This is a genomic window from Desulfovibrio sp. (assembly GCA_016208105.1).
Taxonomy (GTDB): domain Bacteria; phylum Desulfobacterota; class Desulfovibrionia; order Desulfovibrionales; family Desulfovibrionaceae; genus Fundidesulfovibrio.
The window spans coordinates 14,830-27,098 of record JACQYS010000010.1 but is presented as its reverse complement, the minus strand read 5'-3'; the positions used below and the strand labels follow the sequence as shown (position 1 = coordinate 27,098).

Here is a 12,269-nt window from a genome sequence, read left to right as displayed (position 1 = left end):
AGCTTGCTTTCGTGGGATTTCAAGGTATCCTGCGGACCCGCACAACGCTATACGGAATCAACCAGCATGCGCAAGACGCTCACACTCGAAAAGACGATATACAGCCAGTCCGACCTGACCATGCCGGACGCCCCCCAGCTGGCCATGGCCGGGCGCTCCAACGTGGGCAAGTCCTCCATGATAAACCGCCTGGCCGGGCGCAAGCAGCTGGCCAAAACCAGCTCCACCCCTGGCAAGACCCAGAGCATAAACCTCTACAAGGTAACCCCCGGGGACTACTACCTCGTGGACCTGCCCGGTTACGGCTACGCCAGGCGCTCCAAAGAGGAGCGCGCCAAATGGGCCAAACTGATCGAAAGCTACATTTCAGGCAGCCAGTGGCTCAAGGTGGTGGCCGTGCTCATCGACTGCCGCCTGCCCCCCCAGGCCAGCGACCTGGACATGGTGTCCTGGGTGAGGTCCTCCGGGTTGCAGGTGCTGGGCGTGCTCACCAAGGCCGACAAATGCAGCCAGCGCGAACGCCAGGCCCAGAAATCGCGCTGGACCGGGCTTCTGGGAGAACCTCCCGTGCTTTTCTCTTCCGTGAACGGCATGGGGCAGGAGGAACTCTGGGAACGCATCGACGCCGTGCTGGCGCGTCCCGAACCCCTGCCTGCCGACGATGATACCGATCCAGCCGAATAAGCGCCTGCCCCACTAGGACTTGGGCGGGCGCCCTCTGCGCGCCTTCGTCTTACGGAGTCTTGTTGTGCTCCTGCCTGATGGCCGCCTTGCCTGATGCGGCGGACAAGAAGGCCGGGTTATTTTTCAGGATTCTTGAAAAAGTCGCGCAGGAACTCCTGCTCCTTGGGCCCCAGATTGAATCGCATCCCGGCATCTTCCAGAGCTTTGCCCAGGGCCTGGCCAGCGGCTTTCTGCTCGCTGATCCAGGCAACGGCTTTTCGCATCAGTTCCGACTGAGGCATGACGGTCGACATGGTCTGTACTCCGTTTGTGTCGTTCATTACCAAATGGCAATAATGAATCTAACGTATGCCCATGGGGGTTGCAAGGAGCATGGGACTGTCGTACCCCGGCGCCTGGCTTTTTCCGCTTGGGTCACACCCCTAGCGAATGAAGCGGGGGCTTGAACTCCAGGCAAACCGCGGCGCCACAGCCCACCCGCTGCAAGCGCTGTTTGAGAAAAGGACTGACAGATGGATCCCTGGCTCAGCACGATAGTATTAGGCATAGTGGAAGGCCTGACAGAGTTCTTGCCCGTTTCTTCCACAGGCCACCTCATTCTGACCGGCGTTCTGCTCGGCCATTCCGGCGACAAGGCCGCCTCCTACGACATCATCATTCAGCTCGGCGCCATCCTGGCCGTGGCCGTGATGTACCGGGAACGTTTCGCTGCCCTGGCCTTTCCCCAGCCCAGGCAGCGTTTCGCGGGCAAACGCGGGCTCATCCTGCTCGCCCTCACCTGCCTCCCCGCATCGATCGTGGGCTTTTTGGCGCACAAGGCCATCAAAACCCATCTTTTTCATCCGCTGCCCGTGGCCCTGGCCCTTGTAGCGGGCTCCATCATGATTCTCATCGTGGAGAGCAAAAAGTCGGCCTGGGAGAAATACCACGACTTGGACGACGTCTCCCCCGCCCTGGCCCTGGGGATCGGGCTTTTTCAATGCTTGTCGCTCTGGCCCGGCTTTTCGCGTTCGGCCTCGACAATCCTGGGCGCCATGATCCTGGGCGCCAGGAGAAAGCTGGCCGTTGAATACTCCTTCATAAGCGCCGTGCCCATCATGATAGCGGCCACCAGCTACGAGACGTACAAGAGTTGGGGAGAATTCAGCGCGGACGATCTGCAGTTTTTGGCCATCGGATTCGCGGTCTCCTTTTTCTCGGCGTGGCTGGCCGTGAAGTGGTTCATCGGCTTGGTGAGCCGCATGACGCTTCGTCCTTTCGCCATCTACCGCATCGTGCTTGCGGCCGCGGTATTCTTCTTCTGGCCTTCGTAGACAAGCATGGAAAATAGGGTTGCAATGCAGGGCCGGAGTGTGTATTTAGCCCGTCCTGCCGCGAGGCAACAAACGTGGCGAGGTAGCTCAGTCGGTTAGAGCATGCGGCTCATATCCGCAGTGTCGGGGGTTCAATTCCCTCCCTCGCTACCACGTATACTCAGGGATCGGACGCAATCGTCCGGTCCCTTTTTTTCTAGCGGGCTGTATTCCCAACCTCCAACCGAAGAGGATCACATGCGGTCATTACTTCTTGCTCTTGTCATCCTGACCCAGCTTTGCACTCTGGCCTACGCGCAGGCCTCACCGCCGGAAGCCAATGCCCCCGCCCCCAAGCCGGCCACCACGAATACCCCCCAGGTCAACGACACCGACAAGGAAAGGGTGCAGAGCCGCTGGGGCACCTCCACCGGAGCCACGACCCAAAAGACCGCGAACACAGGCAAACCCGTAAAACCCCAGAAACAGAATTCTTCGGGTGCCACCCAATAATTCTTAACGCCATTATCCCGCCAACACTTCAGAAGGCCCTCCGGGATAATTCCCGGAGGGCCTTCCGGATTGATGCCCCCCTTTAAGCTGTGGGCCAACCGTTGCCCCTAAGCTGACAAATACCTGTCAAAGAGACCATACGCACCTACATATATTGACCGTGCCATGGCATTACTATAAAAAAATAATTTATAGAAATGACGACACATTAGCGACCTGAAAACCGCTATACACCGGGGGCAAAATGGCTAGACACCTGACAAACCCTCTGCGATCAACGCTTGCCGCCACTGCGGCCTTGGCGTGCTTGCTCCTGTGCACCGTTCCAGCCCTGGCCGAAAACATTCGCGGAACAAGCACGGGCCCGGCCACGGCCAAAGGCTACTCCCACCCGGACCAATACATACATGTTCAGTCCGTAAAAATTGCCGACAACATGGAACCGGTCATTCCCCACCCGGAGCAGGACAAGGCAGCGCGCGAAAAGCTTGCCGCTCTTGAACGCAAGTTTGGGAAAAAGCCCAACATCCTGGTTTTTCTGACCGACGACGTCGGCTGGATGGACACCGGATTCAACGGCGGCGGCATCGCTGTGGGCAACGACACTCCCAACCTGGACAAATTCGCCGCCAACGGCTTGATCATGACCTCGGCCTATTCCCAGCCGAGCTGCACCCCGACCCGGGCAACCATCCTGACCGGGCAGCTCCCTGTGCACCACGGCCTGCAATACCCCCCCATGTACGGCCAACCCGGCGGACTGGACGGCGCCATCACGGTGGCCAAACTGCTCTCGGACCAGGGCTACGTGACCCAGGGCATCGGCAAATGGCACATGGGTGAAAACGAAGGCTCGCTGCCGCAGAACGTCGGGTTCGACAATTTCCGCGGTTTTCTCTCGGTCTCGGACGAGTACACCGAATGGCGCGACGTGAACGTGAACCCCGAGGTGGCCTTGAGCCCTGACCGCTTCGCCTTCATGGAGAAGTCCAGCTTCAGCAAAAGCGATGTGCAATGCGTCAAGGGGCAGAAGGAGTGCAAGGACCTTCGCCAGATCGATTTGGACGTGATCAAAAACCTGGACCAGGATTATACGGCTTACGGCGAAAAGTTCATCAAGGAGCAAGCCAACAGCAAAAAGCCATTCTTCCTCTATTTCGGAACCCGCGGCTGCCACTTCGACAACTACCCGAACGACAAGTTCGCCGGGAAATCCCGGGCCCGCACCTCCTTTTCCGACTGCATGGTGGAAATGGACGACATCTTCGGCCGTCTCATGAAAGCCCTCGAGGATTCCGGCCAGCTCGAGAACACCCTGGTCATCTTCTCCTCGGACAACGGGCCTGAAGGTGAAGTGGCTCCGTATGGACGCTCCCCCTTCCGTGGCTACAAGGGAACGACCTGGGAAGGCGGCGTGCGCGTACCGACATTCGCCTATTTCAAGGGAATGATCTCCCCGCGCAAAACAGAAGGGCTCTTCGACCTGGCGGACATCTTCCCCACCGCCCTATCGCTGGCGGGCAAACCGGGAGCCGAGCTCTCAAAGCTGTTGCCGGCCAACAGGTATGTGGACGGCATCGACCAGACCTCCTTCCTTCTTGCCGATGGCGGCAATTCCAACCGCAAAAGCGTCTTCTACTGGATGGGTTCAACGTTCGCCGCGGTTCGCATTGATGAATTCAAGTACCACAGGGCCGTGCAGATCACCGACATGATCACCCAAAAGGGCCTGAACGCCGGGTTCAGCGGCGGGATCGTGGAAAAGACCGGGGGACTGGTCATGTTCAACCTGTACACCAACCCCCAGGAGGACGACTCCATCGGCATCAGGCATATTCCCATGTGGAATCTGCTGGTCCAGGAGTTCAGCCGCTATCGTATGGTACTGCAAAAATACCCGCCGAACTTCAAACTGGGCGGATCGTATTGATCAACATGGCATTTAGGCTGCCGCTGGTGCCGGGGCTGGACCGAGAAAGAAGGGCCAGCCCCGTGCCCATCGGCCGCCACAGCCATTCGCGCTCTCAGAACTCAAGAATTCATCGCTTACGGGTCTCGACACCAGGCTTTCATTGGAACGGGACAAGGCCTTGTTGACCACAGCTGCCAAAGGAGGGGGAATGCGATTTCTCAAAGGGTTACTTTCCGCGTTGTTGGCCTGTTGTCTGGTTGTGGGGATTTCCTCTTTTTGCGTGGCTGAAGAAACAAAGACAAGCGAAGATCTTCAAAAGCTTTCCCAGCAGGCGAGCAACCCCGTCGGCAACCTCTGGATGCTGGCCAACCAGTTCAACCTGAACTTGCTGAAAAGCGACACCGTCAGCATTTTCAAAGAGCATAAGGACCAATTCGTCTGGAACTTCCAGCCGATAATGCCGATCAGCCTTTTAGACAGCGTACGGATGATCGTACGGCCGGTGATTCCTCTGGCGAATGTCCCTGTCGTAACCGGAAGAAACGACATCAACTACACCTTCGGGCTCGGGGACATCGGGCTTTTGACCATGCTGGCTCCGAACACAGACTCCCTGACTGGCTTCATGTGGGGCGTGGGCCCAACCGCGGTCTTCCCCACCGCCGGGGACAAATCCCTGGGCAAAGGCAAATGGCAGCTCGGTGCGGCGGCGGCAGCGCTCTACATCAACGAGAAATGGGTGGTGGGCGCCTTCCCGCAGCACTGGTGGTCCATTGCCGGCGATGCGACCAGACAGGACGTGAGCTACACGAACATCCAGTATTTTCTCTGGTATTCGCCTTTTCCGACCTGGCAGATCGGCATGGGCCCCAACGTGACCATCGACTGGGAACAGAAGAAGGCGGAAGATCGTCTGACTTTGCCGGTGGGTCTCGGGGTGGCCAAGATATTCCGATTGGGCAAGCTTCCGATCAAGATGTCTTTCGAGGCGGATTACTCGGTGGTTCGCCCCCGAAACGTGCCCAGCAACGAGTGGACGTTCAGAATCAATTTCACGCCGATCATCAGGAGCCTGCTCTAATAAGCTGTTGGATCGCCATGTGATCCTTGGGGATGCCTGAATTCTCTGGAACAAAAAGATTCGTCGATGTGATGGCCGGATGATAGCCGCAAACATGAACGAAACGGATTGATCCTTCCCCAGTGATCAAGCGAAAAGAAGGGAGCCGGGCATACGTGCCTGACTCCCTTTTCTTTGTCTCATGATATTTCAAGGATTTTTCCTCATCCTTTGGACAAGAAACCTGATGGCGAAATGTTCGTGTCCACTGGATCAGGAACGAATTGATCAGGAGGCGTGAAAATCCCGAGCCGAAAACTCGGCCTTTTCATAGAAGGAGAAATCATAGGCAACGGAGCTGTCCTCGGCAGCCATGGCGGCTACGCCAGCCCTGGACAACCACTCGTAGAGCCCGCTGCCCTGAAGCGCGTCCATGGTTTCGAAAGCCGCTTGCCACGGCGAATCCCCTCCGCTTTCGGTACAGGGCGATGCCGCCTGCCCAAGCCTGGAAAGGTCAATGCGCAAAAAAGCCCACAAGGCGGGATAGCGCGAAAAACGAACGCCCAGACCGTTCCACCAGGCTTGTTTCAGGTTTTTGGTGTCGATGCCCTTTGCCTCAAGGTGATCCAACGTATCCAGAATGGTATAACTGAGAAAAACGATCTCAAGGTAAATGAAGAGCGGCTCTTCCCTGTCGATGGCCGTCTGGACGCGCTCCCCGTGGGGCAAGGCCAGCACCACCGTGGCGTACTTGGCGATGTCCGGAGTATCCAGGGCATGCGTCTTCACATGCGCGTGGCACCACTTCCAATAGCGCCTGAGCATGGCCACGCGGGTGATGCGCCGCACCTGGCAGGCCCTGGCCTTGTCTTCTATCCAGAGCTTGAGCCCCATTTCCCGCAACCTGTTGCAGAAGAAATGGTCTTCGCAAACCTCTCCCTGGAAGCCGGCCAAACCGCCCGAAGCGGCCCAGACCGAACGCCTCAGAAGAAAAGCGTTGCCCGGAACGAACACCGTTTCCCCGGCCACGCCCAGATTGTGGTTGTCGCCGAAAGTCCTTTGATAGCGTGAGACGAGGTCGTCGCCGGAAAGATAGATTACAGGGCCTGAAACCAGCCCGACTTCCGGCTTGAGCGCGAAGGGAAGACACGTGGACAGCCAGGAAGGAACCACGCGGGTGTCGCAGTCCATGGCCAGCAGAACCTGGGAATCCGCCGAAGAGATGGCCTCATGCTTGGTGTGGGGGATCCCCAAGTTCGAGCCATGACGGATCACCTTCACAGGAACAGGGCATGCCGGCGCTTGGTAGGGCTCTGCGGAACCGTCGTCAACGACCACAACTTCCCGGGGACGGACGTCCCAGCCCGCCATGTCTGCGAGAAGGCCGTCCACGAAGTGGCCGTCATTGTAGGTATAGGTGACGAGGCTGACGTCGGCGGTGTTCATTTTTTACCCCGGCCTTAAACAGAGCAAAGACCGTTCCATAAGGCTCATATGGGGGGCTTCGTTCAAGAAAAGGCAGGGGGTTGTCTGTCAGGCGGTTCCGGAATTGGCGGACCGCAGGGAGCTTAAAAACAGCCCTGCCCCGCCAACGAAAAGAACCAGAATGATCAGGAGATCAAAAAGCGACATGCTGGCAAACGAGAACTGGATGGAGGCGATGACACCGACGCAGAGAGCCACCAGGCTGCCTAAGCCGAGCAACCATCCAAAGGGATTGCGGGCGTTGTAGAATATCATGGCAATGCCAAGGATCATTGGAATAAGCGTCATCCCCGTGGTGAAACGCACTCCGCCGAAGGCAAAGAGGGAATAGCCGAAGTTGAAGAGATGGTAGACCCGGATTGAATTCAGGAAAAGATAACCGCCAGCGATCATCATCCCGAGCCCCAGGAAAAAACGTCCCGCCCCGCCAGGTGTGCCGCCAGCTCCATTGATTGCCATGCGTGGCTGGTTAGCCGATCATGGACAGCAGGGCAACCCTGTCGTTGGCTGTACTGTACAGAATCTCGGTATTCCCACGCTACAATACCATACCAAAAAAGTATGATACAAAGAATGAATGCCTTCAATTGTTCCCGCCTCATGTACTTCCACTGCCTGTAATCTGAAACTGCAAGGAGCCAATCAGCGAGCAGTCATGCACCTTGGCGAGGAAATGCTTTGCATTTGTGAAAAATTTAGTTATCATCCCAAAACACTACCAAGTTGGGATGATACGACGGCGTTTTTCACAGTTCCGGGCACGTCGGTCATCCAGGTTCATGGTGCAGCCGGATTCATTCGTCTGAACGTTCCGCTGTATCCGCTAACTGAATAATTCGTGCGTGACGCGACAACCGTCGCGAACGTCATTTTTCTTCCGATGCTTTCTGACATGCCGCTGCAACGTCTGTCTGTTCTCTGCATTCGTTGCCTCATTGCGTTCATCCGGTGGCATCGAACCCACATCGGCAATCCGGCGAACTGTAGACAATACAAAGGAGGAAACTCAATGAAACGTCTCGGGGGGCTTCTTTTATTCACCACCCTGATGCTCGGCTGCGCGAGCCTGGCCATGGCCGCAACCGAAGTGAAAATGGTCGGCGATGCGCGCATCCATGGCAACTTCTGGTCGAAGTTCGACTACACCGGCTGGAACAACAACGGCACCAAAACCGCCGACTCCTTTGTCATCTGGGAACGCTTCCGCCTGCGCACCGACTTCATCGCCAACGAGAACCTCAAGTTCCGCCTTGGCATCCGCGTCCAGAACCGGGTCTGGGGTAACGACACCTTCACCGTGGACAACCCGACCACGGCCCTAGACGTCTACCAGGCCTTCCTGCAGTTCAAATGGCCCGGTACGGACGTCATGTTCACCATCGGCATGCAGGACTTCGACCTGCCCATCTCCAACCCCATGCTGGCCTCCAGCCCGGTGATCGGCGGCACCCGCCTGGCCGCCGCCGCGGTGTCCATTCCCGTGTGCGACGCGTTCAAGATCACCGGCGGCTTTGCACGGCTCCTGGATACCAACAAGGATTTCGATCCTTCCACCACACAGGTGCCCGACGAATTCGACGCCTATTTCCTGACCCTGCCCATCACCGTGGAAGGCTTTGCCGCCACCCCGTGGGCAATGCTCGCCGTGGCCGGCCGCAACGCCGGGTACACCACCATCGGCACGGGTTCCAACCGTTTCTCGTCCGAGACGTTGTCGACCAACCTGTTTTCCGCCGGAACCCTGCTTGCCCCGAACACCTTCCGCAACACCCAGAACGTGTACTGGTGGGCCGGTTCCACTTTCAGCCTGACCGCGCTTGATCCCTTCAAGTTCTACGCCGACTTCATCTACGGAGAAGGCAACGGTAACGACCGCGGCAAGAACCGTCGCGGCGGCTTGTTCCTCGACGTCGCCGCCGAGTACACCGGCTTCGACATGCTCACCCCGCAGCTGACCTTCTGGTATTCCACGGGCGAAGATTCCTCCATGCGCAACGGCTCCGAGCGCATGCCCACCGTGGTTCAGAACTGGGGCCCGAGCACCTCCTTCCTGTTTGACTGCAGCCAGCAGCTGGTGAGCGGCAACATGGCCTTGAACCCCACGGGATCCTGGGGCTTCGCGGCAAGCCTGAACAAGATGAGCTTCATTCAGGACTTCACGCACCGCATCACCTTCACCTACGCCAGGGGCACCAACTCGCCCCGCGCCCTGCGCCAGGCCAACGCCCTGTGGGGCACCGGCAACTACGTGCAGATCGGTCGCGACCTGACCACCGACGAGTACGTCGTGGGCATCAACTTCGACCACGAATACAAGATCTACGAGAACCTCTCCGCCGTTGTCGAAACCGGCTGGGCCCACGGCCAGTTCCAGAAGTCCGTCTGGGGCCGCAGGTTCGTCAATCAGACCGGAAGCGATCCCTGGAAAGTCGCTTTCGGCCTGACGTACAAGTTCTAGCATCGAATTCGCCGGACATTGCGGGCGGCTGGGGCACTCCCAGCCGCCTTTTTTTATACATGCTTCATATTTCCAGCTCCCTCGTTCACGGTATCGTTCGCCCTAATTGACACTTGACCATGATCTTCTAGTTTTCCTAAAGTAGTATTCGGTATTGAATTAGCGCGACTTAACTGGGAGGAGCCGATGCCCCGTCTGTTCGCCATCCTTGTGAGCCTGTTTGTCCTGGCCTGTTTTTCTCCCGTGTCCGCAGCCAGCCAGAAAGCCGCCGAGTTACGCAAGGCCAACGCCTTGCAGGATTTTTCACCGCCGCAGCAATTTCTCTCCGGCTTCTTCCTGGCCGACGAAATGGAACCGGCCTTCCTGTTCGGCTCGGTCAAAGACTTCGTGGCCACACGCAAGTGCCCGGTCGCCTGGCTTATCGAAGAGGGCGAAAAAGCCCGCATAGCCAAACCGGCCAGTCCTGATTCCCCGCTGGAATACACCTTGTATCTTGAAGAAGATTGCCCGGACGGCGTGGTCTACTACGTGTTCGTGGACCAGAGCGCCATGACCCCGAAACAATGGATCGAATGGCGCAGGCAGTTCCACAAGAACAAGGCCGAGGGCGAATACGGCGCCACCAAGGACAGGCTTGAGAAAGCGGTTTCCGAAGGCATGAAGGTCGCTGGTGAACTCCGCTTCATCATGAAAAACGGTGAACTGACCGCAGGCAAGACTCCCGAGGACGCCCTCTGCAAGGATCTCACCTTCACGCCGTGCTACGACCTCAAGCAGGGCACGAAGATATCCAAATAGACGTACGGGGCGAACAAGTGTGATGGCGCGGGCAAAAATTCGGGCAACTACCGGCGAGAAAAGAGCCGGATACGGCGTTCTGGCGGTTCTGGCTGCGGTTGCCGTCTGGCTCTTCTTGAGCCAGGCGCAGTTCAACCCCGCGGTGATCGTGGCCATGAACCACCCCAAAGGGGCAGGCAGGTTGCTCACCGGCCAGCAGGCGGGCGCGTCTTCGCAGACGGCCTCCTATCTGGCCGATCTCCAGGGATATTCCGCCCTGTCCGGGGTGGAAAGCTACACCCCGGAGACACTCTCGGACAAGATAGACGGCAAGGCCGAGCTCTATCTGGCCTCCGGCTTCCAGGAGATGTCCTGCCGGTCGTTCTCTTCGGGAGATTCAAGCCAGGCCAGGGTGGAAACGTTCCTCTACGCCATGGAATCCCCCAAGGACGCCTTCGCGGTTTTCAGCGGGCAGCGCCGCCAGGGAGCCCTGCCCCTTGCGCTCTCTCCAAACGCCTACGCCACGGAAAACGCCGTGTTTCTTACCTCCGGGCGCTTCTATATCGAGCTTGTGGCGGACAAGGCCACGCCTGAAATAGGTCCGGCCCTGGAGGCCCTGGCCCAATCGCTCCTTTCGGTATTGCCCAGGGACGATTCCCAGCCGGCCGATGCGGACCTCTTTCCCGCTACAGGCTTAAGAAAAGACAGCCTGCGGCTGGCCGTCACCGATGCGTTGGGCATGGAAGGCCTGGAAAACGTCTACACCGCCGAATATTCGCTTCCTGGCGGCGAAGCAGCGGCCTTCCTGGCCGTACGCGCCACAGCCGAAGAAGCAGCGGCCCAGGCCAAGGCCTATACCGCCTTCCTGGCCGCCAATGGTTTCAAGCAAGTGAAGGCTCCTGCTGGCTTGGCGGGCGTCACGGTCATGGCCCTGGACAATCTGGCCCAGGTGGTGATGTCCAGAGGGCGCATACTGGCTGGCGTGCACGACGCCGCCAGCGCCGAGGCGGCACTGGAACTTGCCGCCCTGCTGACCAAGTTCCTGGAGGGGAAACAGCCGTGACCAAACACGACCCCGCGGCACAATCCGAGATCGATGCGGAAATGAACCGCCGCGATTTTCTCAAGCGCGTGGCCGGGGCTTCGGCAATAGCTGTGGGAGCCTGCGGACTCGGGCTGGCCCTTCATGACCACTCCCCCCCGCCCCCGGTGCCCGAGCAAAAGGCCCTGGCCGGCCTGGGCGATTTTTCCATAAAGGACATCGCGGCTGGAAAGCCTCGCATGGCCGTTGTTCGCGGTTCGGACAGGGCGGCCATGTTCGAGCAGGGCGTGAACGCCCTGGGCGGGCTGGGGGCCTTCATCGCCAAGGGCGACAAGGTTCTCTTGAAGGTCAACGCCGCGTTCGCCTCTCCGGCCGCCCTGGGGGCCACCACCAGCCCGGAACTGGTGGCCGCGGTGGCTGGGGCCTGTTTCAAGGCCGGGGCGGCCAGGGTGTCGGTGACGGACAACCCCATCAACAACCCTGAAAGCTGCTTCGAGATCACCGGAATCACCGGCGCCGCGCGCTCGGCGGGAGCCCAGATCATCATTCCCAGGGCGGGCCTGTTCTCCCCGGCCACCCTGCCCAACGGCAAGCTCATCAAGGACTGGCCGGTTCTGGCCGGAGCCTTCACAGGCATCACCAAGGTGATCGCGCTTTCTCCGGTAAAGGACCACGCCCGGGCCGGTGCGTCCATGCTGTTGAAGAACATGTACGGTTTGCTCGGCGGGAGGCGAAATGTCTTCCACCAGGACATCAACGGCATCATCTCCGAGTTGTCCCTTTTGGTGCGCCCCACCCTGTCCGTGCTGGACGGCACGGTCTCCATGATGACCAACGGACCAACCGGAGGCTCCCTTTCGGACCTCAAAGCCACGGGGACCCTCATCGTGTCCACCGATCCGGTTGCGGCGGACGCGCTGGGGGTGGAGCTGCTGGGCAGGACTTTGGACGATGTTCCCTACATCAGCATGGCCCAGGCCCTGGGTGCTGGCACCATCGACTACAAAACCCTGAACCCCGTGTACTTAAGCGCGGGCGCATAGGCA

Annotated in this window: 12 protein-coding genes and 1 tRNA gene; 10 read left to right on the top strand and 3 right to left on the bottom strand. The window is 58.9% G+C overall.

All coding sequences use genetic code 11. From position 1 onward, the window contains the following. Positions 1-66 precede the first annotated feature (66 nt). Entirely contained in the window at positions 67-684 is a 618-nt protein-coding gene (locus tag HY795_05335; GenBank protein MBI4804639.1) for a YihA family ribosome biogenesis GTP-binding protein, read from the top strand. A 116-nt stretch (positions 685-800) separates the two neighbouring features. Here the strand turns inward: HY795_05335 and HY795_05330 are convergent, their stop codons facing one another. After that, complete coding sequence (locus HY795_05330) at positions 801-977, bottom strand: hypothetical protein (protein MBI4804638.1); 177 nt, start codon at positions 975-977, stop codon at positions 801-803. 219 nt (positions 978-1,196) lie between these two features. Here HY795_05330 and HY795_05325 point away from each other — a divergent pair, with 219 nt between their 5' ends. The 5 genes from HY795_05325 (at position 1,197) to HY795_05305 (ending at position 5,482) form a co-directional block, all read left to right on the top strand. After that, positions 1,197-1,997, top strand: a complete 801-nt coding sequence (locus HY795_05325) for an undecaprenyl-diphosphate phosphatase (GenBank protein ID MBI4804637.1) — start codon at positions 1,197-1,199, stop codon at positions 1,995-1,997. A gap of 76 nt (positions 1,998-2,073) precedes the next feature. Beyond that, a tRNA-Met gene (locus HY795_05320) sits at positions 2,074-2,150 on the top strand. Between the two features lie 84 nt (positions 2,151-2,234). Continuing rightward, on the top strand, positions 2,235-2,489 hold the full coding sequence (locus tag HY795_05315; GenBank protein ID MBI4804636.1) for a hypothetical protein: 255 nt from the start codon (positions 2,235-2,237) through the stop codon (positions 2,487-2,489). 244 nt (positions 2,490-2,733) lie between these two features. Beyond that, entirely contained in the window at positions 2,734-4,419 is a 1,686-nt protein-coding gene (locus HY795_05310; protein ID MBI4804635.1) for an arylsulfatase, read from the top strand. Positions 4,420-4,609: 190 nt separating this feature from the next. Then, positions 4,610-5,482: a hypothetical protein gene (locus HY795_05305; protein ID MBI4804634.1), complete on the top strand. Its 873-nt coding sequence runs from the start codon at positions 4,610-4,612 to the stop codon at positions 5,480-5,482. Positions 5,483-5,749: 267 nt separating this feature from the next. Here HY795_05305 and HY795_05300 read toward each other — a convergent pair whose 3' ends face one another. Beyond that, the gene (locus HY795_05300; protein ID MBI4804633.1) at positions 5,750-6,907 is read right to left on the bottom strand and encodes a glycosyltransferase family 2 protein; all 1,158 of its coding nucleotides are present in this window, start codon (positions 6,905-6,907) and stop codon (positions 5,750-5,752) included. A gap of 87 nt (positions 6,908-6,994) precedes the next feature. Further along, on the bottom strand, positions 6,995-7,399 hold the full coding sequence (locus tag HY795_05295; protein MBI4804632.1) for a hypothetical protein: 405 nt from the start codon (positions 7,397-7,399) through the stop codon (positions 6,995-6,997). Positions 7,400-7,955: 556 nt separating this feature from the next. On the opposite strand from HY795_05295, the gene HY795_05290 reads away from it, so the two are divergent. From HY795_05290 to HY795_05275, 4 genes are all read left to right on the top strand, one after another. After that, the gene (locus tag HY795_05290) at positions 7,956-9,404 is read left to right on the top strand and encodes an outer membrane homotrimeric porin (protein ID MBI4804631.1); all 1,449 of its coding nucleotides are present in this window, start codon (positions 7,956-7,958) and stop codon (positions 9,402-9,404) included. 186 nt (positions 9,405-9,590) lie between these two features. Next, positions 9,591-10,202 (top strand): hypothetical protein, encoded by a 612-nt coding sequence (locus tag HY795_05285; GenBank protein ID MBI4804630.1) that lies wholly within the window; start codon positions 9,591-9,593, stop codon positions 10,200-10,202. A 22-nt stretch (positions 10,203-10,224) separates the two neighbouring features. Then, positions 10,225-11,244 (top strand): hypothetical protein, encoded by a 1,020-nt coding sequence (locus HY795_05280; GenBank protein MBI4804629.1) that lies wholly within the window; start codon positions 10,225-10,227, stop codon positions 11,242-11,244. 41 nt (positions 11,245-11,285) lie between these two features. Next, positions 11,286-12,266, top strand: coding sequence for a DUF362 domain-containing protein (locus tag HY795_05275; GenBank protein MBI4804628.1), 981 nt, complete (start codon positions 11,286-11,288; stop codon positions 12,264-12,266). Positions 12,267-12,269: the final 3 nt, after the last annotated feature.